At 69.1% G+C, this 22,683-nt stretch carries 23 protein-coding genes; 15 read left to right on the top strand and 8 right to left on the bottom strand.

The window, feature by feature from the left end; all coding sequences use genetic code 11:
- The first annotated feature begins 30 nt into the window (after nt 1–30).
- The 4 genes from IEY91_RS02055 to IEY91_RS02040 are packed head-to-tail and all read left to right on the top strand — an operon-like array spanning nt 31 to nt 2,145.
- Complete coding sequence (locus IEY91_RS02055) at nt 31–258, top strand: hypothetical protein (protein ID WP_189172819.1); 228 nt, start codon at nt 31–33, stop codon at nt 256–258.
- Nucleotides 255–875 carry a pilus assembly protein TadG-related protein gene (locus IEY91_RS02050; protein WP_268240849.1) on the top strand — a complete coding sequence of 207 codons (621 nt, stop codon included), beginning with the start codon at nt 255–257 and terminating at the stop codon, nt 873–875. The genes IEY91_RS02055 and IEY91_RS02050 overlap by 4 nt, the downstream gene beginning before the upstream one ends.
- 32 nt (nt 876–907) lie before the next feature.
- Entirely contained in the window at nt 908–1,504 is a 597-nt protein-coding gene (locus IEY91_RS02045) for a hypothetical protein (RefSeq protein WP_189172562.1), read from the top strand.
- 2 nt (nt 1,505–1,506) lie between these two features.
- Nucleotides 1,507–2,145, top strand: a complete 639-nt coding sequence (locus tag IEY91_RS02040; RefSeq protein ID WP_189172561.1) for an OmpA family protein — start codon at nt 1,507–1,509, stop codon at nt 2,143–2,145.
- 16 nt (nt 2,146–2,161) lie between these two features.
- Here IEY91_RS02040 and IEY91_RS02035 read toward each other — a convergent pair whose 3' ends face one another.
- Together IEY91_RS02035 and IEY91_RS02030 are read right to left on the bottom strand one after the other, a co-directional pair.
- The gene (locus IEY91_RS02035) at nt 2,162–2,353 is read right to left on the bottom strand and encodes a hypothetical protein (protein ID WP_189172560.1); all 192 of its coding nucleotides are present in this window, start codon (nt 2,351–2,353) and stop codon (nt 2,162–2,164) included.
- A 15-nt stretch (nt 2,354–2,368) separates the two neighbouring features.
- On the bottom strand, nt 2,369–3,220 hold the full coding sequence (locus tag IEY91_RS02030; protein WP_189172559.1) for a helix-turn-helix domain-containing protein: 852 nt from the start codon (nt 3,218–3,220) through the stop codon (nt 2,369–2,371).
- A gap of 179 nt (nt 3,221–3,399) precedes the next feature.
- Here IEY91_RS02030 and IEY91_RS02025 point away from each other — a divergent pair, with 179 nt between their 5' ends.
- The 5 genes from IEY91_RS02025 to IEY91_RS02005 all read left to right on the top strand — a co-directional run bounded on the left by IEY91_RS02025 (nt 3,400) and on the right by IEY91_RS02005 (nt 6,653).
- A complete protein-coding gene (locus tag IEY91_RS02025) occupies nt 3,400–3,594 on the top strand; it encodes a PLDc N-terminal domain-containing protein (RefSeq protein WP_189172558.1) in 195 nt (64 codons plus the stop codon).
- On the top strand, nt 3,591–4,580 hold the full coding sequence (locus IEY91_RS02020) for an ABC transporter ATP-binding protein (protein WP_189172557.1): 990 nt from the start codon (nt 3,591–3,593) through the stop codon (nt 4,578–4,580). Before IEY91_RS02025 ends, IEY91_RS02020 begins: the two co-directional genes overlap by 4 nt.
- Before the next feature lie 11 nt (nt 4,581–4,591).
- On the top strand, nt 4,592–5,365 hold the full coding sequence (locus IEY91_RS02015) for a hypothetical protein (RefSeq protein ID WP_189172556.1): 774 nt from the start codon (nt 4,592–4,594) through the stop codon (nt 5,363–5,365).
- A gap of 34 nt (nt 5,366–5,399) precedes the next feature.
- Entirely contained in the window at nt 5,400–6,191 is a 792-nt protein-coding gene (locus IEY91_RS02010) for a methyltransferase domain-containing protein (RefSeq protein ID WP_189172555.1), read from the top strand.
- A 99-nt stretch (nt 6,192–6,290) separates the two neighbouring features.
- Nucleotides 6,291–6,653 carry a winged helix-turn-helix transcriptional regulator gene (locus tag IEY91_RS02005; protein WP_164328216.1) on the top strand — a complete coding sequence of 121 codons (363 nt, stop codon included), beginning with the start codon at nt 6,291–6,293 and terminating at the stop codon, nt 6,651–6,653.
- Between the two features lie 555 nt (nt 6,654–7,208).
- Here the strand turns inward: IEY91_RS02005 and mgrA are convergent.
- Nucleotides 7,209–8,246, bottom strand: coding sequence for an L-glyceraldehyde 3-phosphate reductase (gene mgrA, locus IEY91_RS02000; protein ID WP_189172554.1), 1,038 nt, complete (start codon nt 8,244–8,246; stop codon nt 7,209–7,211).
- 164 nt (nt 8,247–8,410) lie between these two features.
- Here mgrA and IEY91_RS01995 point away from each other — a divergent pair, with 164 nt between their 5' ends.
- The 4 genes from IEY91_RS01995 (at nt 8,411) to IEY91_RS01980 (ending at nt 13,661) form a co-directional block, all read left to right on the top strand.
- The gene (locus IEY91_RS01995; RefSeq protein ID WP_164321141.1) at nt 8,411–9,172 is read left to right on the top strand and encodes an isoprenyl transferase; all 762 of its coding nucleotides are present in this window, start codon (nt 8,411–8,413) and stop codon (nt 9,170–9,172) included.
- A gap of 298 nt (nt 9,173–9,470) precedes the next feature.
- Nucleotides 9,471–10,793, top strand: a complete 1,323-nt coding sequence (gene phoH2, locus IEY91_RS01990) for an RNA 5'-3' helicase PhoH2 (protein WP_164321139.1) — start codon at nt 9,471–9,473, stop codon at nt 10,791–10,793.
- Nucleotides 10,794–11,220: 427 nt separating this feature from the next.
- On the top strand, nt 11,221–11,961 hold the full coding sequence (locus IEY91_RS01985; protein ID WP_491583901.1) for an aggregation-promoting factor C-terminal-like domain-containing protein: 741 nt from the start codon (nt 11,221–11,223) through the stop codon (nt 11,959–11,961).
- Nucleotides 11,962–12,128: 167 nt separating this feature from the next.
- On the top strand, nt 12,129–13,661 hold the full coding sequence (locus IEY91_RS01980; protein ID WP_189172551.1) for an AI-2E family transporter: 1,533 nt from the start codon (nt 12,129–12,131) through the stop codon (nt 13,659–13,661).
- A 339-nt stretch (nt 13,662–14,000) separates the two neighbouring features.
- Here the strand turns inward: IEY91_RS01980 and IEY91_RS01975 are convergent, their stop codons facing one another.
- Both IEY91_RS01975 and IEY91_RS01970 read right to left on the bottom strand, forming a co-directional pair.
- Complete coding sequence (locus IEY91_RS01975) at nt 14,001–14,534, bottom strand: alkyl hydroperoxide reductase (RefSeq protein WP_164321135.1); 534 nt, start codon at nt 14,532–14,534, stop codon at nt 14,001–14,003.
- Nucleotides 14,535–14,549: 15 nt separating this feature from the next.
- Nucleotides 14,550–15,104 (bottom strand): peroxiredoxin, encoded by a 555-nt coding sequence (locus IEY91_RS01970; protein WP_164321132.1) that lies wholly within the window; start codon nt 15,102–15,104, stop codon nt 14,550–14,552.
- Nucleotides 15,105–15,231: 127 nt separating this feature from the next.
- On the opposite strand from IEY91_RS01970, the gene IEY91_RS01965 reads away from it, so the two are divergent.
- Complete coding sequence (locus tag IEY91_RS01965; RefSeq protein WP_189172550.1) at nt 15,232–16,176, top strand: LysR substrate-binding domain-containing protein; 945 nt, start codon at nt 15,232–15,234, stop codon at nt 16,174–16,176.
- 66 nt (nt 16,177–16,242) lie between these two features.
- Here IEY91_RS01965 and IEY91_RS01960 read toward each other — a convergent pair whose 3' ends face one another.
- From IEY91_RS01960 to IEY91_RS01950, 3 genes are read right to left on the bottom strand one after another with little or no spacing between them, the layout of a single operon-like run.
- Nucleotides 16,243–18,672 carry an FtsX-like permease family protein gene (locus IEY91_RS01960; RefSeq protein WP_229696625.1) on the bottom strand — a complete coding sequence of 810 codons (2,430 nt, stop codon included), beginning with the start codon at nt 18,670–18,672 and terminating at the stop codon, nt 16,243–16,245.
- A complete protein-coding gene (locus tag IEY91_RS01955) occupies nt 18,669–19,355 on the bottom strand; it encodes an ABC transporter ATP-binding protein (RefSeq protein WP_164321128.1) in 687 nt (228 codons plus the stop codon). Before IEY91_RS01955 ends, IEY91_RS01960 begins: the two co-directional genes overlap by 4 nt.
- The gene (locus IEY91_RS01950) at nt 19,352–19,879 is read right to left on the bottom strand and encodes a PadR family transcriptional regulator (RefSeq protein WP_030358046.1); all 528 of its coding nucleotides are present in this window, start codon (nt 19,877–19,879) and stop codon (nt 19,352–19,354) included. The genes IEY91_RS01955 and IEY91_RS01950 overlap by 4 nt, the downstream gene beginning before the upstream one ends.
- 306 nt (nt 19,880–20,185) lie before the next feature.
- On the opposite strand from IEY91_RS01950, the gene IEY91_RS01945 reads away from it, so the two are divergent.
- Nucleotides 20,186–22,648, top strand: coding sequence for a transglycosylase domain-containing protein (locus tag IEY91_RS01945; protein ID WP_189172549.1), 2,463 nt, complete (start codon nt 20,186–20,188; stop codon nt 22,646–22,648).
- The last annotated feature ends 35 nt before the right edge of the window (nt 22,649–22,683 follow it).

The raw sequence follows: 22,683 nt of genomic DNA, 5'->3' as shown, positions 1-22,683 counted from the left end.
ATACCAGTTGAAAGAGAAGGGTCGTCCGTCGTGTTGAAGGATCGCGTGCTGGGGGCGTGGGTGACGTGGACGCTGGCAGTGTCCGCCCGGATGAGCCGGGTCCGCGGGAGCGCGGGCGACCGGGGGGCGGGGTTCGTGGAGTATGCGGGGCTGATGATTCTGATCGCCGGGATCTACACGCTGATCGACGGGTTGGCGTTGGACAACAAGATCTCGCAGGCGATCAGCAAGGCTGTCGGAAACGTCATCGGCGGCTGACACTTGTTCGACTGAGGGACGACCAGGGGTCGACGCTGCCCCTCTACATCTGGCTGACGGGAATCCTGCTCTTTGCCGCGCTGGCGTTCTTCGCCTTCGCCCAGGGTGCATCGGCGCGAAACGGTGCCCAATCGGCGGCGGATGCCGCGGCGTTGGCGGCCGCCCAGGAAGCCCGAGACGAGTTGACCGAGGGTTTGGGCAGGGCGATCGCAGCCGGTGACGGCGACGAGTGGCTTGACTGGCTGGATGGGGACATGGCCATCCCGGCGGGGGAGGCCGAGGGCGCGGCCGATGAGCTGGCAGCCGAGAACGACTCCAACGTCACCGGCTTCATGCCGGACGAAGTGAACGGATACCCGGGCTACTGGGTGGAGGCCACCACCAACTACACCGTGGGGGACTCGATCATCCCGGGCACAGAGACGATGCATGCCAAGGCCAGGGCGACCGCAGTCATCAAGCCACGTTGCGGTCTCGGCGAGTCTGCGGACCCGGAGAAGGTCGTGGAGTTCATCTGCGACGGTGATGATGAGTCGACCGAGATAGACCCGGACGACTTCGACCCGGAGGACCTGCCGGACGCGTCCGATCTGTTTGCCGTGCACCTGGCCAAGTAACAAGCGAGCGACGAGAAGAGGAAGCCGTAGCAATGAAACTTCGGCGCACCAGGACGACCCGCAAGGCAATGACCGCCGTGGCGATCACGACTGGGCTGGTCCTCATGGTGGCCGGCTGCGGCGGCGGAGGTGATGACGACAAGTCCGGTTCGGACAAGAACACATCGTCGGCGTCGAGCGGGAGTGGTAGTGACCGGCAGGACGAGGAGTCGAAGGCTCCCACCGAGGACCAGCCACTGGCCGAGGTAAAGGCTGACGGCGTCACCATGGTGGTCAACTCGGCCCAGCGGGATGAGGGCGGTTTCGTCACTGTCGCAGGCAAGGTCACCAACACCTCCGGCGAACTCTGGACCGGTGCCCAATGGCGGGGTGATGAACTGGAGTTGCAACGGAACGGCGGTTCCGTGGCGGGGGCAAGCCTTGTTGATGGTGAGGGAAGGAAGAAGTATCTGGTCCTGCGGGACACCAGCGGCCGCTGCCTGTGCACCAAATTCGAGGGCGGTGTCGAATCGGGCCAGACGGTCGACTGGTTCGCTCAGTTCCCCGCCCCGCCGGAGAAGGTCAGCAAGCTGACATTCCAAGTCGGCTCTATGCCTCCGGCCCCAATCGAGCTCTCCGAGGGCGAGTGACCATGACCCCCACCCGCACGTTGGCGGTGGCCACTACCCTCACGGCCTTCTTCCTCCTCACAGTCACCCCTGCCTGGGCCGACGACGACCCCTCCACGCCCCCCGGCTCCTCCACTACCTCTCCGCCTCCAGAAATCGACGACAACAGCCCCGGTCTCAAGCTCGGCGACGGCGCCACCCTCGCGCCCGCCAAGGTCCTGGACATCAAGTCCGTGGTCGAAGACATGGGGGGCGAGGAGCGCCGGGAGGACACCGGCACCGATGTGAAGTTCGCGCTCCAGGCGGAGGTCCTCTTCCCCAAGGACAGCTCCAAGCTGAACCCCGAAGCGGCAGCCCGCATCAGGGCGATCGCCGAGGAGGCCAAGACCCAAAAAGCCACAGACGTACGCGTCTTCGGCTTCACGGACAACCTCGGCTCGTACGGCCACGGCAAGAAACTCTCCAAGGACCGCGCCGAGGCAGTCCACGACGAACTGGCCAACCACCTGGGCCCGGAAGTCACGTACGCCGTGCGCGGCTACAGCGAGGACTATCCGATCGCGGACAACGGCTCGGAGGAGGGCCGCAAGAAGAACCGACGGGTGGAGGTTTCGTTCCCGCGGGGTGGGGGCGGGGGTGCCTCGGCGGAGGGCGGCCGCTGATTCATGGCGCGGCGGCTCACAGCAGGTGGTCGGCCTTGCCCGCCTTGATGTCGCGGATGAGGGTCGCGAGGGCTTCGCGGGTGTCGGTGAGGTACGTGTGTTCTGCGCCGGCGAGGGTTATGTAGGCGTTGCCTTCGTCGTCGGTGCCCAGGCGGAAGCAGTTGTTGCCTTCGCCGCAGAAGGGCTCTTCCCAGTGGATCCCGGCCACGGTTTCTCCCTGCTCTCAGAGTTCGCGCGCGACCTTGTGGATGAGGTCACGTGATGCCGCGGGCGACAGCGCCGCGTCGTCCCACCAGTCAAGGTGAGAACGGTACTTGGTGAGCTGTGCCTCGGCATGAGTGAATTCCGGCCCGTGTGCGGAGTCCAGCTGCACGGTGTCGAGCTGGGGCACAACTCCATCCGCGTACAGCAATGCGTGCCCGGCGCCCGGAAACGCGCCGATGCTCGTCGGTATGACGCGGACCTCGACGTTCTCGCGCTCGGCGACGGTGGCCAGTCGCGTGAGTTGCTTACGTGTCACGTCGGCGCCCCCGAACGGCATACGCAGCGCGACTTCGTGGACGTACGCAACGTAGGCGAAAGGCCGTGGACGCTCGAGGACCTGCTGGCGGTCCATGCGGTGGGCGACCCGCAGCTCGACTTCCAGACGGGTCAGAGGCGGGAGTACGGCGGTGAAGATCGCGCGGGCGTAGTCCTCGGTCTGGAGCAGACCCGGTACGTGCAGGACCTGGGCAGTGTGTACGCGCGCGGCGTGCCACTCCAACTCGGCGATGTTCAGCAGCCCGGGTGGCAGTGCGCCCCGGTGCTTCTCCCACCAGCCGCGTTCCTTGCTCTCGGCCATCGCGACCAGCCCGTCCACATAACTGTCGTCGGCACAGGCGTAGTTGCGGGCCAGCGTGCGGATGCGCTCTACAGAGACGGGGCGGATGCCCGACTCGATGTCGGAGAGCCGCGTCCGGTCGATTCCGAGCAGCCCGGCGGCGTACTCCGTGGTGGCTCCCGCCGCGACGCGCATCCTGCGCAGCTCGGCACCCAGGCGCTTCTGCCGCTCTGTCGGCGTGGTTCTGGTCGGCATGCCGCCCCTTCATGTGGGCGGTGGTGCCGGGGGAGGGGGCGCGGGCGTACGGCATGGTCTGAGCGGTTGGGCCCGCCTGGATGCGCTGACCCGGCACCTGCCGTCCGGCCGCACGTAGAATCAAGCCCAACGAACCTGATATCAGGCGGAGTTGGCATGGCTCAGGGAGGCATGCGGCGATGGACGGCAGTACGTTGGGCGCGCTGTTACCGGTCGTCATTCTCGTGGTGTCGTTCGTCGGCTATTGCCTGGTCGATCTCGCCAGGGCCGACGCGGCGCGGCACTTGCCGAAGTGGCTGTGGGCCGTCATCTGTGTGGCGTCGGTGCCGCTGGGCGGCATCCTCTATCTCTCCATCGGCAGAGCCCATCGATGAGCGTGGGGCGGGCCGCGCTCACGAGCGCGGGACTTTCGCGTGACTTCGGCGGCGTCGGTGTCTTCGACGTCGATCTCCACATCGACCGCGGCAGCGTCTACGGGCTCGTCGGGAGAAACGGAGCCGGCAAGACGACGCTGCTGTCGATGCTGGCCGGTCTGGAGAAGCCTGACAGCGGCCTCGTAAAACTCGACGGCACCACCGTTTCGATGTGCCCCGATGTTCCGGAATTCGAGCCTTGGCTCACCGCTTTGGAGGTCGTGGAACTCTCCGCGGGGTTGGGGGCGCCACGACGGTCCGGTGTGCGTGAACAGGCGCTGTGTGATGCCGCGCTGCGCGATGCCGCGCTGCGCGTACTGTCCCGCGTCGGAATGGAGTCGGCCGCCCGGCGCCGGGTCGGCGGCTTCTCGCGGGGGATGCTGCAGCGCCTGAGCCTGGCCGCCGCCCTCGTCGTACGGCCGGATCTCCTGATCCTCGACGAACCGACGTCCGGCCTGGACCCCGAGGGGCGCCGCACGATCCTCGACCTTGTCCGGGACCTGAAGCAGGAGTCGACGATCATTCTCTCCAGCCACATCGTTCACGACGTGGAGAGCGTGTGCGATGCGCTGGGGCTGCTGGACGGAGGGCGGCTCGTGCTGCAGGGGCGCACCGCCGACATCCTCGACGCGCATGCCCGCCCGGTGTGGCGCCTCCAGTCACGCAGCTCCCGTGAGGCGCGCATTCTCGCCGCGGCGTTGCGGGCGGAGGAATGGACCCTGTCCGTCGAACCGGCCAGTGAGTTCGGCCTACTCGTCGAGGCGGCTTCCGTTGAAGCCGGGGAACGGGGAATTCCCCAGGTGGTTTCCCGCGAGGGGTGCGCCCTCGCCGGGCTCACGGCCCTGGACTCCGACCTCGAAAGCATCCTCCTGTCGGTGTCGTCGGCGTCAGCGTCAACGGTGGCATCGATGACCGGCGGTGGCACCCGCACCTGGCGGGGCCCATGACGCTGTGGCAATTGGAAATCGCCCGACTCCTCCGCACGCGCCGCGCCCTCGTCCTCGCGGCCCTCTTCACCTTCCTCGGCTGCACCGCCCCGCTCCTGGAGCACTACGCCGCCGACATCTTGGCGAGCGCCACATCGGACGGAGTGCGCGTCGAGCTTCCGCCGCCCACCCCGGCGGACGGGATTGCTTCGTACGAGAGCAACGCGCAGCAACTCGGTCTGATCGGCGTGGTCGTGGTGGCGTCGTCCGCGCTCTGTTTCCACGCCCGCCCGCAGGCCTTCGTCTTCTACCGGATGCGAGTCGCGAGACGACGGGACATGGTCGTTCCTCGCTATGTCGTGGTCGTCGGGGCGTGCGTCGCCGCCTATCTGCTGGGGCTTTTCGGTGCTTGGTACGAGACCACGTTGCTCATCGGCGATCCAGGCGTTCCCCGCACGCTCGCTCACGGCGGGCTGATGTCGCTCCATCTGGCATTCGTCGTTGCTGGAGTCGCCTTCATCGCCTCCTTCTTCCGGAGCGTTCTCGCCTCGGTCGGCTCTTCCCTGGGGGTTTATCTGGTGGCTCTTCCGGCCCTGTCCGTGGTGGACTTCGTGGAGCCGTGGACTCCGCAGGCACTCGCCGACAGCGCTGCCCCTCTGGTCTCGGGGAGCGACGGGCTCGGCCACTACGTCGTGCCCGCCGCGGTGTCCGCAGGACTGACGGTGCTGCTTCTCGCCGTGTCGATCCAACGGGTGCAGACGTCCGCGAGGAGCAGGGACCGTTCGGCAGGCTCCATCCCGGAATGACTGGGGTGGCCGGGATGAGTGGAATGATCGTTCTGTGACGCAGCGTACGAGCAGCAGCGGCCCCCGCGGCCCCCGCACCTTCGACGACCTCGTCGCCGAAGCCGAAGCCGCCCCCGTCGCAGGCTGGGACTTCTCCTGGTTCGAAGGGCGGGCCACCGAGGCGCGGCCCTCGTGGGGGTACGCGCGGGCCATGGGGGAGCGGCTCGGGCGGGCCGAAGCGGCGCTCGACATCCAGACCGGCGGCGGGGAGGTCCTCGCCTCCGCGCCCGCGCTGCCCCCGCTCGCCGCCGCCACCGAAGGGTGGCCGCCCAACGTCGCCAAGGCCGCCGCCCTGCTGCACCCGCGCGGTGTGGTCGTCGTGGCCTCGCCCGAGGACGCGCCGCTGCCGTTCGCGGACGGGGTGTTCGACCTCGTCACCAGCCGGCATCCGGTGACACCGCACTTCCGCGACATCGCGCGCGTACTGCGGACCGGCGGTACGTACTTCGCCCAGCACGTGGGGCCCGCCAGCGTCTTCGAGCTCGTCGAGTACTTCCTGGGGGAGCAGCCCGCGGACGTCCGGGGCGCGCGGGACCCGGAGGGGGAGCGGCGGGCGGCCGAGGCCGCCGGGCTCGACGTCGTCTCGCTGCGGGCCGAGCGGCTGCGGATGGAGTTCTACGACATCGGCGCCGTCGTCCACTTCCTGCGCAAGGTGGTGTGGATGGTCCCGGGCTTCACCGTCGACGCCCATCGTCCGCGCCTGCGCGAGCTGCACGAGCGGATCCAGGACGAGGGGCCGTTCGTCGCCCACAGCACACGGCATTTGTTCGACGCCAGAAAGCGGTAGCCAGAAAGCGGTAGCCAGGAAGCGGTAGCCCGCGGGCGCGTGCTCGGGGGTACTGTCGGTTCGGTAAGTGTGCGGACGTACGTCGACGGGGAGTTGGACATGGGCAAGGGCAAGGGACCGTACCTCTGCGGCCTGGACGCGGCCGTCGACGTCGTCGGCGGCAAGTGGAAGCCGCTGATCCTGTGGGCGCTGTACGCGGGTCGGACGCTCCGCTTCGGTGAGCTGCGGCGGCACGTGCCCGGCGTCAGCGAGAAGATGCTGATCCAGCAGCTCCGCGAGATGGAAGCCGACGGCATCGTCCACCGCGAGGTCTACCGCGAGGTGCCGCCCAAGGTCGAGTACTCCCTCACCGAGCTCGGCGAGACCCTGAACAAGGCCCTGGAACCCCTCGGCCTCTGGGGCGACAAGCACATGGAGCGACTGGTGGCCCGCCAGGCGGAGAAGATCGAGCAGTCCGCCTGAGGCAACCACCCGCCAACTCGCGGCAATTCGGGCATTCCGACCCCGCCTCGCCACTTGATTCCGCATCGTTATCGAGACTGGCTCGATTCCACCCCGTCGTTCCCGTAGGTTCGGACCAACGCTAATTCGCGCGAGCAAAGCAGTGCGGACGGTGCCGCGCAGTGGAGGGGGCTGCGCGGCCTCGCGCACCCGCCGGAGGCCCGCAGTGCACGCCCCGGCCCCGGCCGCCGTCAAGCTCGCGCCCCTCGCCTGCGTCACCCTTCGGGAGTACCGCCTTCCGCGACCGGATCCCGTCAAGAGGGCCGAAATCCGGTGGGAGGACAGGCTCAGGCAGTCGCCGGGTGACTTCGGAGCGTAGTTGTGGCACGCCGATGCACCCCGAACCACTTACGAAGGGTTATGGTGGAAACCCCCCCTCGGGCCGGTCCGTCTCCCCCCCACGGACCGGCCCGTTTTTTTGCGCCCACGAGTGCGCCGCGAACGCGCCGCCGGACGGCACGCGAACGGCGCCCGTTTCAGCCCCTCGCGGGGTGGCCCAGGGCGCCCCCACCAGGCCTAGGCCCGCCCGGCCCAGATGTTCGTCCCCTCAGTCGACACCGCGAACGCGTCGATCTCCTTCAGCTCCTCGTCCGTGAGCTTCGGACCCGACAGCGCCGCCACGTTCTCCTCCAGCTGCTTCACGCTGGAGGCGCCGATGAGGGCGGACGTCATGCGCTCATCACGAAGGACCCAGTTCAGGGCCAGTTGCGCGAGCGACTGACCGCGGCGGGCGGCGATGTCGTTCAGGCCATTGAGACGGCGTACGACCTCGTCGCTGAGGAGGTCCGGGTCGAGGGACTTGCCCTGGGTCGCGCGCGAGCCCTCGGGGATGCCCTTCAGATACTTGTTCGTCAGCAGGCCCTGGGCCAGCGGGACGAAGGAGATGCAGCCCATGCCCGCCGTCTCCAGGGTGTCGAGCAGGCCGTCGTCCTCGGTCCAGCGGTTGATCATCGAGTACGAGGGCTGGTGGATGAGGGGACGTACGCCCATCTCCGTCAGCAGCCGGGCCGCCTCCGCGGTCTGCTCGCTGCTGTACGACGAGACACCCACGTACAGCGCCTTGCCCTGCTGGACCGCGGACGCGAGCGCGCCCATCGTCTCCTCCAGCGGGGTGTCCGGGTCGAAGCGGTGCGAGTAGAAGATGTCGACGTAGTCCAGGCCCATGCGCTCCAGGGACGCGTCGAGCGAGGACAGCAGGTACTTGCGGGAACCCCACTCGCCGTACGGCCCGGGGTGCATGAGGTAGCCCGCCTTGGTCGAGATGACCAGCTCGTCCCGGTAGGAGGCGAAGTCCTGGGCGAAGAGCTTGCCGAAGTTGAGCTCCGCGCTGCCGGCCGGCGGCCCGTAGTTGTTCGCCAGGTCGAAGTGCGTGACGCCCAGGTCGAAGGCGCGGCGCAGGATCGCGCGCTGCGAGTCGAGGGCGCGGTCGTCGCCGAAGTTGTGCCACAGGCCGAGCGAGACGGCCGGCAGACGCAGGCCGCTGCGGCCGCTGCGGCGGTACTCCATGGAGTCGTAACGGTCCGTTGCCGCGAGATATGCGGAGGTGTCGTTCATGAGGACGAAGCTACTTCAGGGAACCGCGACGTGGCTCGCACGCGTGTACTCACAGGGCCCGTGCCGGAAACGGAATGCGGGCCGCACCCCGGATCGGGAGGCGCCCGCGCAGCGGTACGCTTTCGCCTTCGGGGACTGCCGTCTGTATGGAGGGGCTGACACAAGTGAAGCTGCGCGACCTGGTGTACGGACTCTACGCACGCCGGGTGGAAGGCCGCCTCGACCACGACCAGGTGCCCAAGCACATCGGTGTCATCCTCGACGGCAACCGCCGCTGGGCGAAGGCCTCCGGCGGCACCACCGCCGAGGGCCACCAGGCGGGCGCGTACAAGATCGAGGAGTTTCTCGGCTGGTGTGCCGAGACCGACGTCGAGGTCGTCACGCTGTGGATGCTGTCCACGGACAACTTCGACCGCCCCGAGGAGGAGCTCGGCCCGCTCCTCGGCATCATCGAGGACACCGTCCGCAGCCTCGTCGACGACGGCCGCTGGCGCGTCCACCACGTGGGCGCCCTCGACCTGCTGCCCTCGCGCACCCAGGGCGTACTGAAGGAAGCGGAACAGGCCACCCACACCCGCACCGGAATACTCGTCAACGTCGCCGTGGGCTACGGCGGCCGCCAGGAGATCGCCGACGCCGTCCGCTCCCTGCTGCTCGACCACGCCGAGCGCGGCACCGCGATCGAGGACGTCGCCGAGAGCGTCGACGTCGAGCAGATCTCCAAGCATCTTTATACGAGTGGTCAGCCCGACCCCGACCTGGTGATCCGGACGAGTGGTGAACAGCGCCTGTCGGGCTTCATGCTCTGGCAGTCCGCTCACTCCGAGTACTACTTCTGCGAAGTCTTCTGGCCGGCCTTCCGCAAGGTGGACTTCCTGCGTGCGCTGCGTGATTACGCCGCGCGCCACCGCCGTTACGGCGGATGACACCAGCGCCCCGATGAGGTCACGGTAACCAGGAGTTAACCAACGCGCCGTCATATGCCATGGCATGGCTGCGCTTGTTCGAGGGAATACCACTTGCAGGTCGGCGTCCGATTCACGGACGCCGGATCTCAGCGGACGGCACGGGGCCGTCCGCCCGGGAGGCCCTTTGCACCAGGACGACCGCGCGCCGAGCGCGGACGACAGGGAGGGCCGGTGTTCGGCCCGCGCAGGGTGGCCAGATCACCGGCCCAGTTCCCTCCGTCGCTCCCCGACCTCATCCGAGGGGGTACGTCCTTCCGTGGTGACCAGCACAAAGCGCCAGCAAGGCCGGCGCACCTATGTTCTTGACACCAGCGTTCTGCTCGCCGACCCGAACGCCCTGTCCCGCTTCGACGAGCACGAAGTCGTGCTGCCGATCGTCGTCGTGACGGAGCTCGAGGCCAAGCGACACCATCCCGAGCTCGGCTACTTCGCCCGGCAGGCCCTGCGCCTGCTCGACGACTGCCGGATCCGCTTCGGGCGCCTGGACGCGCCGATCCCGATCGGCGAACTTGGCGGCACGCTGCGCGTCGAGCTCAACCACTCCGACCCCGGCGTGCTCCCGGCGGGTTACCGCCTGGGCGACAACGACTCACGCATCCTCGCGGTGGCGCGCAACCTCCAGGCGGAGGGGTATGACGTCACGGTCGTCTCCAAGGACCTGCCGCTCAGAATCAAGGCATCGTCCGTCGGCCTCCTCGCCGAGGAGTACCGCGCGGAACTCGCCATCACGGAAGCATCCGGCTGGACCGGAATGTCCGAGCTGACGCTCTCCGGCGAGCAGGTGGACCTCCTCTTCGAGACGGAGACCCTGTACGTCCCCGAAGTGTCCGAACTGCCCGTGCACACGGGCCTGACCATCCAGTCCGAGCGGGGGAAGGCACTCGGCCGCATCACACCCGAGGGCAACGTCCGTCTCGTACGCGGAGATCGCGAGGCGTTCGGCATCAAGGGCCGCAGCGCCGAGCAGCGCATCGCGCTCGACATGCTCCTCGACCCGGAGGTCGGCATCATGTCGATGGGCGGGCGCGCGGGCACCGGCAAGTCGGCGCTCGCGCTGTGCGCGGGTCTTGAGGCCGTGCTCGAACGGCGCCAGCACCAGAAGGTGATGGTGTTCCGGCCGCTGTACGCGGTCGGCGGGCAGGAGCTCGGCTATCTGCCGGGCACCGAGGCCGAGAAGATGGGGCCCTGGGCGCAGGCCGTCTTCGACACCCTCGGGTCGGTGGCGGGCAAGGAGGTCATCGAGGAGGTCTCGGCGCGCGGCATGCTGGAGGTCCTTCCGCTCACGCACATCCGGGGCCGCTCGCTGCACGACGCGTTCGTGATCGTGGACGAGGCCCAATCCCTGGAGCGGAACGTTCTGTTGACCGTTCTGTCCAGGATCGGGGCGAATTCCCGAGTCGTACTGACCCATGACGTCGCCCAGCGCGACAACCTCCGGGTGGGGCGGTACGACGGAGTGGTCGCCGTCATCGAGAAACTGAAGGGGCATCCGCTCTTCGCGCACGTCACCCTCACCCGGTCCGAGAGGTCGCCGATCGCGGCGCTTGTGACCGAAATGCTGGAGGACGTGCAGATCTGACCGATCCCGCCCGCTTGAGTAACATCGAGCAACTTCACCGTGTTTACGGGGTAGTTGGCGCCGCCCGGCGAAGCCAGAGAGCCTAGCCGGGCGGCGTCTTGGTGTGCGGGTGTTTCCGCAAAACTCCTGGGGCAAACGGGGTGTGAGCTTTCACACGCAACGCAGAATTGCCTCCCGGCATCTCGCTACGGCAGAGTCTGGGTCCTGTCAGGCCCCGCATACGGCACACCTGTACCCCCAGCGGTACGGAACAACAGAACTTCATAGTGACCGCCGTATGCCGCCCGAGCACCAAGCGACGCTCCTGTCCCAGGAGTTGTCCACCGGGCCCGTGCCTCCCGTGACCGATTTACAAGCGGAGGCCAGCGCCAGGGGCACGATTGCGTCCGCGAGGTCACCGATGCGGGCGATGCTGGAAGGAAACCGTGTGAGCCGGATTTCGGTCCGGGGATTCGCAGTGGCGTCGGCCACCGCGGTCACCACCGTCGGCGCTGTCGTGGGCGTTGCCTCGGGCAACACCCAGTCCTCGAACTCGAACGACCTCGAGACAACGGCAAGCGACGGGACTCTCCTCGCAGACATCCCCGCGGGTCAGCACGCCCAGGTGCAGACCACCTCCGTGGCGCAGCAGGCCGACGCCCAGGCAATGGCCGCCGACACGGCCGCGAAGAAGTCCGCGGCCGAGGCGGCCCGCAAGCAGGCCGCCAAGGACGCCGTCGCCAAGCAGCAGGCTGCCGAGAAGGCCGAAAAGGCCGAGAAGGCGGAAGCCGCCGCGAAGAAGGCCGCGGACAAGAAGGAGCGCGAGGAGGCCGCCGAGAACAAGGCCAGCCGTTCCTCCGGCCGCGACGCGGGCAGCTTCGCGCCGCAGAGCTCCTACTCCGTCTCGCAGGTCCAGGCGATGGCCCGGCAGATGGTCCCCGCCGGTCAGTTCCAGTGCTTCAGCAACATCGTGAACCACGAGTCGACCTGGAACTACAAGGCCACCAACGCCTCTTCCGGCGCCTACGGCCTCGTCCAGGCGCTCCCCGGCACCAAGATGGCCTCGGCGGGTGCCGACTGGCGCACCAACCCGGCCACCCAGATCAAGTGGGGCCTGAACTACATGAACGACCGCTACGGCAGCCCGTGCGGTGCCTGGGACTTCTGGCAGGCGAACAACTGGTACTGAGGTGTGCGGCGGGCGCCGACCAGCGGTAACGGCGCCGCGGCCGCTCTCAACCTTCAGGGACCCCTCACCGTCCTACGGTGAGGGGTCCCGTCCGTGTACGGTCGACCCGAACAGCTTCCCGGGAGTCTCGGGACTCCGCGGGGAAAGACGGGGGTAGAGGACGGATCATGGCGCGAGTTCCGGGGTGGCGCGGCCGTGTGGGCGGCGCGCTGACCAGACTGGGTGAACGCCTGGGCGGGGACGGGCCCGTGAAGCGGGCTTCTCCCGCCGACGCGCCCACTGACTCCACCGCCGGGCGGGACGTACCGTCCGACGAGGCCGCCGTCGGTGCTGCCGTCGGAGCGGGTGCGCCCGCGGCCACCGCCGTTGCCGAGGCTCCGGCCGACGCGAAGCTGTCGCTGCGCAAGCGGTACGCGGACCGGGTGCGGGCCGCCGCCGAGGACGACCTGTCGGACGTGACGGCGGGGACGGCCGACGCCGACGCCGACGCCGACGCGGCCGACGCCACCGACCAGGTTCCCGCCCCGCCCGCCTACGCGCCCGCCATAGGGGCTCGGCCCGACCCCGTCGCCGCCGTGCCCTGGGGCGTGCGGGTCGCCGCCGAGGCCGGCTGGCGCCTCCTCGTCCTGGCCGGCACCGTCTATGTCCTGATGAAGGTCATCAGCGCGGTGCAGCTCGTCGTGTTCGCCTTCGTCGCCGCGCTGCTCATCACCGCGATGCTGCAGCCGACCGTCGCCCGGCTGAAGAGGCTCGGGCTGCCGCAGGGGCTCGCCACGGTGGCCACCGCCGTGCTCGGCTTCGTGATCATCGGGCTCGTGGGCTGGTTCGTGGTCTGGCAGGTCATGGAGAACGTGGACACGCTCTCCGACCAAATCCAGGACGGCATCGAGGACTTGCGCAAGTGGCTGCTCAACAGCCCCTTCCACGTCACCGAGGACCAGATCAACGACATCGCGAAGTCGCTGCGCGAGGCGGTGGGCGACAACTCCGAGGAGATCACGTCCGCCGGGCTCGAAGGCGTCACCGTCATCGTGGAGGCGCTGACGGGCATCCTCCTCGCGATGTTCTCCACGCTCTTCCTGCTGTACGACGGGCCGCGCATCTGGAAGTGGTTCCTCAAGCTGGTGCCCGCCGCGGCGCGGCCGGGGGTCGCGGGGGCGGGGCCGCGGGCGTGGCGGACGCTCACCGCGTATGTGCGGGGCACGGTGATAGTGGCTCTCATCGACGCCGTCTTCATCGGTGTCGGCATCTACTTCCTCGGCGTGCCCATGGCCGTGCCGCTCGCCGTCTTCATCTTCCTGTTCGCGTTCATCCCGCTCGTCGGCGCGGTGATCTCCGGGGCGCTCGCGGTGGTCGTCGCGCTCGTCACGCAGGGCGTGTTCACCGCGGTGATGGCGCTGATCGTCGTCCTCGCGGTGCAGCAGATCGAGGGCCACATCCTCCAGCCCTTCATCCTCGGCCGCGCCGTCGCCGTACACCCCCTGGCCGTGGTCCTCTCGGTCGCCGCGGGCGGAATGGTCGCAGGCATCGGCGGCGCCGTGGTGGCCGTTCCTCTGGTCGCCGTGACCAACACCGTCGTCGGCTACCTCCGCGCGTACTCCCGCGAAGCAGCCCTCAAACAGGCTCCGCAACCCAGGGGTTCCACGGCCTCGGAACTGGCTCCGGGCCCCACGGCCAGCGAGGACTCCCCGCAGTCCTGACCCGCGTGGGCGGGCCTTCGCGGGGCGCCCCAGGCCCACCCCTTCACCGTAACCAGGGGGCTGCCGCCCCCTGGACCCCCGCTTATCGGCCTGAACGGCCTCGTCCTCAAACTCCCCCAAGCTCTTAAAGAGCAGGGGGGACCCCCTCGACGGGCTATAGCTTGCCGCTGCGGCTGGGTGTCTTAGCCCGTCCGGCGTTTGAGGACGAGGCGCGGAGCGCCGAAAAGGGGGAGAGGGGCGGAGCCCCAGACGGGGAACGGTGATCTGCGGTCACGCAAGTGGGGCCCCGCTCGGCATGAGCGGGGCCCCACATTGCGTACGTAAGAGAAGACGCGCGCCCTAACCGGCGAGGTGCTCCTCGGAGTCCAGCGTGACGCCCACCGCCTGGAGGACGGCGGCGATCTTGACGGCTTCCTGGATGGTCTCGCGGTCGACGCCGGCCTTGCGGAGCACCTGCTCGTGGGAGTCGAGGCACTGACCGCAGCCGTTGATGGCGGAGACAGCGAGGGACCAGAGCTCGAAGTCGACCTTCTCCACGCCCGGGTTGCCGATGACATTCATCCGCAGACCCGCCCGCAGCGTGCCGTACTCCGGGTCGGAGAGCAGGTGACGCGTGCGGTAGAAGACGTTGTTCATCGCCATGACGGCGGCAGCCGACTTGGCGGCGGTGTACGCCTCGGGGGAGAGGTTCGCCTTCGCCTCGGGCTCCAGCTCGCGCAGCACGCGCGGGGAGCGGGAGGCGATCGCGCAGGCGAGCACCGTGCCCCACAGCTGCTGCTGCGGCAGGTCCGAGTTGCCGATGACCGAACCGAGGTTCAGCTTCAGGTCCTTGGCGTAGTCCGGTACGGCGGACTTCAGTTCGTCGAGAGCCATGAGGTCAGCGCCCCGTCACTCGCCGGAGAGCAGCGCGACCGGGTCCAGGGTCTCGTCGCCCTTGCTCCAGTTGCACGGGCAGAGCTCGTCCGTCTGGAGGGCGTCGAGGACCCGCAGGACCTCCTTGGGGTTACGGCCGACGGAACCGGCGGTCACCATCGTGAACTGGATCTCGTTGTTCTGGTCCACGATGAAGACGGCGCGCTGCGCGAAGCCGTCCTCGCCCTCGATGCCGAGGTCACGCATGAGCTCGTGCTTCGAGTCGGCCAGCATCGGGAAGGGCAGGTCCGTCAGGTCCGGGTGGTCCTTGCGCCAGGCGTGGTGCACGAACTCGGAGTCGCCGGAGAAGCCGAGGACCTGGGCGTCACGGTCGGCGAACTCGTCGTTCAGCTTGCCGAAGGCGGCGATCTCGGTCGGGCACACGAAGGTGAAGTCCTTGGGCCACGCGAAGACGATCTTCCACTTGCCTTCGTACGTCTTGTGGTTGATCTGCTCGAACTCCTTGCCCGTCTCCAGCGAGACACAGGCAGTCAGGTCGAACTCGGGGAACTTGTCACCGACAGTGAGCACGCGCTCTCCTTGCAGCTAGGAACCCGGTAAGGGGCTCCAGGGGGTTGGACTGCTGTCGATCGTGGCACAGAGTGCATTGATTATGGAAATAGCTACACTCTGTCCTGTTGATCGGAGGTGGCTATCAGTGCGAGCCATAAATAGGGGCAAGCAGCCCAGCCTGGCGCAGCTCCGCGCCTTCGCGGCGGTGGCCGAGCAGCTGCACTTCAGGGACGCGGCGGCAGCAATCGGGATGAGTCAGCCCGCGCTGTCCGGCGCCGTCTCGGCCCTGGAGGAGGCACTGGGTGTCCAGCTCGTGGAGCGTACGACGCGCAAGGTGCTGCTCTCCCCGGCCGGGGAGCGGCTCGCGGTGCGCGCGAAGGCGGTGCTCGACGAGGTCGAGGCGCTGATGGAGGAGGCGGACGCGGTGAAGGCGCCGTTCACCGGCGCGCTGCGGCTCGGCGTGATCCCGACGGTGGCGCCGTATCTGCTGCCGACGGTGCTGGCCCTCGTACACGAGAAGTATCCGGACCTGGATCTTCAGGTGCACGAGGAGCAGACGTCCTCGCTGCTCGAAGGGCTCGCGGCGGGGCGGCTCGACCTGCTGCTGCTCGCGGTGCCGCTCGGCGTGCCCGGGGTCACCGAACTGCCGCTGTTCGACGAGGACTTCGTCCTTGTGACGCCGCTGGACCACTGGCTGGGCGGCCGGGAGGGGATTCCGCGGGACGCGCTGCGCGAGCTGAACCTGCTGCTGCTCGACGAGGGCCACTGCCTGCGCGACCAGGCCCTGGACATCTGCCGCGAGGTGGGCCGCGGTGACGCGCCCGTCACCACGACCGCCGCCGGGCTCTCCACGCTCGTCCAACTCGTCGCGGGCGGCCTCGGAGTGACCTTGCTGCCGCGTACGGCGGTGCGGGTGGAGACGAGTCGCAGCAACCAACTGCTCACCGGGTACTTCGCCGATCCGGCCCCGACCCGGCGGGTCGCGCTCGCGATGCGCACGGGGGCGGCGCGGTCCGCCGAGTACGAGGAGTTGGCGGTCGCCCTGCGGGAGGCACTACGGCCGCTGCCGGTGCGGATGCTCGAGGCCTGAGGAGGCCCGGCACCCGCACCGGCAGCGGGAGTTGACCGCGTACGGATGGTCACTGCGTACGGAAGTTCACTCCGTACGCAGCCCATCCGGCCGCATCATCCGCCACAGCGCCGGCAGGCTCAGCAGCGTCACCGTTGCGACCAGCGCCGCGCCCGCCGCGCACAGCGGCAGGAACACCAGCCAGTCGGTGACCGACTTGTCCACCATCCGGCACATCACGGCCCCGAGGGCCAGGCCGCCGGTGATGGCGAGGCCGAGGCCGAGCACCACAGGGACGGCCGTCTGCCACAGCACCGACCAGGCCATCGACGAGCGCCGGGTGCCGAAGGCGGTCAGGGCCGCCAAGAGCCGCTTGCGCTCGCGCAGTTGCTCAAGGGTGGAGACCAGCATGGACGCGGCGATCAGCATCATCGTGGCGATCGCGCCCGCCTGCAGTCCCTTCTGCACCGAGGCGTACTGCTTGTCGCGCTCGATCATGCGGATGGTGTACACGCGGATCAGCGGATCGATCTGCGTGGCCGCGTTGCGCACGTACTCCTCGGCGTCCGTGACCTTCGGGTCGATCTGCACCAGGGCCTGGGTGTCGGCGCCCTTCAGCTTCGCCACGTCGATCGCTCCGGGCGTCACGAAGATGCCGTTGTAGCGCTCGCCCACCGGGTCGGGGCGCGAGGTGATCGTGCGCGACGACTTCGGCAGCGTCCACGGGACGTGCTTGCCGCGCCCCTCGCTCGCGTAGTCGCCCCAGCTCTCGCTGTTGAGGTCGATCTTCTCGCCGGGCCGTGCCGTCTGGTCCACCCACTGGTCCAGGTCCCGGTCCCCGGTGTGCACGACGAAGGTGTCACCGTCCTTGCAGGTGTCGACCCGCGCCAGCTCGCGCAGGGTCGCGCAGGTGCCGACGGACAGCTCCGTGGTGGGCCGCATGTCGTCGGCGTTCTTCAGCTCGCCCGGCTTGACCACGTACGACGAGACCCGGCCCATGACGCCCTTGACGCCCTTCGCGGTGCGGAAGTCGTCGATCATCCGCTGGGCCAGCGGGCCGCTGGCCTCCGGCGAGCTGATGTTGAGCTGGGCGCGCCGGGGGTCCTGCTGGGTGGTCGTGTTGAAGTCGTCGTGCATGGACGCGAAGAGCATCTGCAGCGCGACCGCGCCCGCCACCGCGACCGTGATGCCGCTGACCGCGCGGGCCGCCGTGCCGCTGCTCAACTGCAGCCGCCGGGTGGCGAGCTGCCAGGGCACGGGGCCGCCGCGCAGCCTGGCCACGGCCGCCTCGACCAGCCAGGGCATCAGTGTCGCGAGGCCCACCAGGGCGAGGGTGGCGCCCACGGCGATGGAGTACACCTGCACGTCCTCGCCGCCGGTGCGGGTCACCTGGTCCTGGTTGAGCAGGATCAGCAGGCCCACGACGGGCAGCAGGAGCCGCCACCACAGCCGCCGCTTGCGTGCCGTCGTGCTGCGTACGACGCCGAGGGGCTCGATGGCGACGGCGCGCAGCGAGACCAGCGTGACGAGCACGGAGGAGACCGGTACGGCCACCGCGATCAGCACGGTGAGTCCGGGCAGCGGCACCATGTCGGAGGGGAAGGCGCTGACCTTCCAGATGTCGACGACGCCCACCAACTGCCGTACGCCGAGGAAGAACACGGCGCCGAGCGCGAGGCCGAGGAGGGCGCCGAAGAGCGCCTCGCCCGCCGCGATCCGGCGCACCGCCCGCCGGTCCGCGCCGACCAGGCGCAGCGCCGCGAGCCGCTGGTCGCGCCGCTCGCCGCCGAAGCGCACCGCGGTGCCGATGAAGATGAGCACCGGGGTGAGCAGCACGACGCAGATCAGGACGACGAGCACGACCAGGAGGGGGTCGAGCGGCTCGGCCGGGTCCTCGTAGCCGAACGCCTTGATGCGGTGGGCGCCCTGATCCTTGGTGAGGGTGTCGGAACCCGTGTAGTAGTAGAGCTCCTTGGGGCTCATGAGGCCCGCGTCACCGATGGTGCCCGTGACGCGATAGCCCTCGAAGCGCTCCTTGAGGAGCTTGCCCTCGGAGCTGTTCATCAGGTCGCGCAGGGCGGGCGAGACCACCATCTCGCCGCCCTTGGGCAGCTCGCTGACGCCGGGCGGGAGCACCGGGTGGCCGCCGTCGGCGCGCACCGAGCGGCCGCCGATCTCCGAGTCGCGGAAGTCGGTGCCCGCGTCGACGATCAGGATCGTCGAGTCGCTGCGGTCGATCTTCTTGGCGGCCATCGTGTCCGAGGGATGGCGCGCCGTCGCGCGGGCGTCGCGGTTGGCGAGCAGGTCGGGCACGGAGGCGGCGCCGAGAAGGAGCGCGACGCCCAGGCCCACGCCGACGGCGGTGAGCCCGGTGCGCACCCAGCCCTCCCGGCCGCCGCCGACCGCGAAGCGGATGCCCATGGCGAGGTCGCGGAGCCAGGCGCGGGCGCCGGTGGGGCCGGTGGGCCGGTCCGCGGCGGCGGAGGGCGCCACCGGCTTCGTACGGGTCGTGCTCATACCAGGCGCTCCATGTCCCGGGACTTGCCGTCGCGCACGACGACCTCGCGGTCGGAGTAGGCGGCGACCCGGGTCTCGTGGGTGACGAGGACGACGGCGGCGTTGGTGGAGCGGGCGGCGTCGGTGAGGAGCTCCATCACGCGCTCGCCGTTGAGGGAGTCGAGGGCGCCGGTGGGCTCGTCCGCGAACAGCACGCGCGGGTTGGTGACGAGGGAGCGGGCCACGGCGACGCGCTGGCCCTGGCCGCCGGAGGCCTGACCGGGACGCTTGTCGCGTACGTCGTCGACCTCCAGGCGCTCCATCCAGGTCAGGGCGGCCCGCTCGGCGTCGCGGCGCTTGGCGCCGTTGAGCCTGAGCGGCAGCGCGACGTTCTCCAGGCACGTCAGCTCCGGGACGAGCTGGCCGAACTGGAACACGAACCCGAACTCGCTGCGGCGCAGCGCGCTGAGCGCGGTGTCGCTCATGCCGGTCAGGCTCTGCCCGTTGTACGTGATCTCGCCCGCGTCGGGCCGCACGATCCCGGCGAGGCAGTGCAGGAGCGTGGACTTGCCGGAGCCGGAGGGGCCCATCACGGCGACGATCTCGCCGGGGTGGATGGAGAATTCGGCGCCGTCGAGCGCGGTGGTCGGGCCGTAGGCCTTGCGCAGCCCGTCTGCGGTGAGCAGGGAACCAGCGGGGGTCATGAGGGGAGCACCTCCTTGGCGAGCTTGCCCAGTCGGGCGGAGGTGAGCTCCAGCCAGCGCAGGTCGGCTTCGAGATGGAACAGGGCGTGGTCGCAGATGAGCTGATCGGCGAGATCGCCCTTCCGCTTGCGGTCGGTGAGGATCCGCATCAGGCGCAGATGCTCCGCGCGCTGGGTGTCGAGGATGTCGGCGGCGTCGCGGTGGGTGAGCAGCGCGAGGACGACCTTGGTGTAGAGCGTCGACTGGAGGTACGGCTCCGGCTTCTCCGGGGTCGCGAGCCACCGCTGGACATCGGTGATGCCCGCCTCGGTGATGGCGTACCGCTTGCGTTCGGGACCGCCGCCCGCCTCCACCCCGTCGACCTCGACGAGGCCGTTCTTCAGGAGTCGGGACATGGTCGAGTAGACCTGGCCGTAGTGCAGCGGCTTGTCGTGCCCGAACTTCTCGTCGAAGGCGCGCTTGAGGTCGTAGCCGTGGCGGGGGCCCGATTCCAGGAGCCCGAGGAGGGTGTGACCGATGGACATACGGAGGACTATACACACCACGTATACGTGGTGTGTATACGCGTGGTGTGTAGATCGGCGGCGGCCCCTTCGTGGCCCGGTGGCGACTCCTGTGTGACCCATACCTGGCGCGTGTGTTCGGGTCGCGGGCAACCCTCCGCGCCCTTGGTGAGTCGATTTGGGTGGGACAGCACTGGTTCCCCTGTGATGGGTGCTGATTGTCACGTCCGGAAAAGGCCGGATCGTGGGGATTTTGCCCTCTGGCGCGGTGTTAGCTTCATGAGCTGACCTGAGTTGACGACTAGACGAAGCGGAGCAGTCACAGTCATGGGCCGAGCGGAAGAGCGAAAAGCGCGGCAGCGCGGTGCGCGCCGGGCAGCGCGCGGCCGCCCGTCCGACGGCGCCCCGGCCACCGGCAGTCCGTCGGTCGGCGGCCCTTCCGCCGAGGGCTCCTCGGAGGGCGCGGCGGGTGGCGAGCCGGTCGGGATAGGCCCCGCCGGTGAGGGCTCGGGCGGCCGCGCGGCCCGCCGCGCCCGCCCCGGCAAGCCCAAGCGCACCGGCATCCGCCGCTTCTTCACCTGGAAGAAGCTCCTCGGCTATTTCTTCGGCTTCATCCTGCTCGGCATGCTCGGCTTCGTCGTCCTCTACCTGGTCGTCGACATCCCCAAGGGCAACGCCGCGGCGCGGCTGCAGAGCAACGTCTACAAGTACAGCGACGGCACGATCATGGCCCGCAAGGGCGACATGAACCGCGAGATCGTCGACCTGGACAAGGTCCCGAAGAAGGTCCAGCGGACCTTCGTCGCCGCGGAGAACAAGTCCTTCTACAAGGACTCGGGCGTGGACCTGAAGGGCACCGCCCGCGGTGTCCTCAACACCCTCGCGGGCAAGGGCAAGCAGGGTGGCTCCACGATCACCCAGCAGTATGTGAAGAACTACTACCTCACGCAGGACCAGACCGTCTCGCGCAAGCTCAAGGAACTGGTCATCTCGCTGAAGGTGGACCGCGAGTACAGCAAGGACGACATCCTCGCGGGCTACATCAACACCAGCTACTACGGCCGCGGCGCCTACGGCATCCAGGCCGCCGCCCAGGCCTACTACGGCGTCGACGCCGAGAAGCTGAAGGTGGAGCAGGGCGCCTACCTGGCGGCCCTGCTCCAGTCCCCGAGTTCGTACGACTGGACGAGTGCCACGCCCACCGGCCGGAAGCTGGTCAAGGAGCGCTGGAACTACGTACTGAACAACATGGTCGAGGAGGGCTGGCTGCCCTCGTCCGAGCGCGATTCCCTCACGTTCCCGACCCCGAAGGAGCCCAAGCCCGCGCCGGGGATGAAGGGGCAGACCGGCTATCTGGTCAAGGCCGCCAACGAGGACCTCGAGAGGCAGCTCGTCAAGCAGGGCTACACCAAGTCCGAGGCGGAGGCGCAGGTCGAGGCGGGCGGCTACACGATCACGCTCAACATCGACCGCAAGAAGCAGCGCGCCCTGGAGAAGGCCGTCGACAAGAAGCTCGACTCCCGGCTCGACGAGGACAAGAAGAAGGCCGACGCGCGCGTTCAGGCCGGCGCGGCGTCCGTGGACCCGAAGACCGGCGCGATCGTCGCGATGTACGGCGGCCGCGACTACATCAAGCACTACGTCAACAACGCGACCCGCACCGACTACCAGCCCGCGTCCACCTTCAAGCCGCTGATCCTCGCCGCCGCCCTGGAAGAGGGCGCGACGACACAGGGCGGCAAGCCGATCACCGCGGACACGATCTACAGCGGCCGCAGCAAACGCCCGGTCGTGGGCAGCGAGGTCGGCTTCGCGCCGCCGAACGAGGACAACGTCTCCTACGGCCAGGTCACCGTCCAGACCGCGATGAACAAGTCCATCAACTCCGTCTTCGCGCAGATGGGCGTGGACGTGAAGATGGACAAGGTCCTGGAGACCGCGGGCAAGCTGGGCATGGACACCGAGGACCTGCCCGCCGTGCCCGCGCAGACCCTCGGCTCCATGGGCGCGAGCCCGCTGGAGATGGCGGGCGTGTACGCCACGCTCGACAACCACGGCAAGAAGGTCACGCCGCAGCTGGTGAAGTCCGTCGAGCACAAGGACCGCACCATCGACCTGCCGGACGCGATCGGCGACGAGGTCATCAGCCGGGGCGCGGCCGACTCCGTCACCTCCGTGCTGACCGGCGTGGTCGACGACGGCACGGCCAAGCGGTCGGTGCGCGACGCCTCCAACCGCAAGGGCCAGCAGGTCGCGGGCAAGACCGGTACGTCCGACGACAACAAGTCGGCCTGGTTCGTGGGCTACACGCCGAAGCTGGTCACGTCCGTCGGCCTGTTCGGTGAGCTGCCCGAGGACGAGGGGAAGCTCAAGCGCGGCTCGCAGGTGTCCATGAAGGGCGCGGGCGGCATGCCGCGCGTCGACGGCGGCAGCTTCCCGGCCGAGATCTGGGCGGCGTACACGTTCAACTCGACCGGCTCGCGCTCCAAGTTCAACCTCAAGACGGACATGGGCGTCGGTGTCGCGAAGCCGCCGGAGCCGACGACGCAGGCGCCGACGACCCCGACGGCCCCGCCCACCACGCCGGACGACGACGATGAGCCGTCGACGAAGCCGCCGACGACGAAGCCGCCGACGACCCCGCCGCCGTCCACCCCGACGACGAAGCCGCCGACGACCCCGCCGACGACACCCCCGCCCACGACACCGACGTCACCCCCGCCGACGTGGGGGATCCCGGATCCCCCGGACGAAGACCGGGCGGACCGCTCGGACAGATCGGACGAGTAGCGGGACAGCAGCGGCACAGACACAGGGCAAGGCGC

This window comes from Streptomyces lasiicapitis (genome assembly GCF_014646335.1).
Taxonomy (GTDB): domain Bacteria; phylum Actinomycetota; class Actinomycetes; order Streptomycetales; family Streptomycetaceae; genus Streptomyces; species Streptomyces lasiicapitis.
This window is presented reverse-complemented; position numbering and strand designations above follow the sequence as displayed.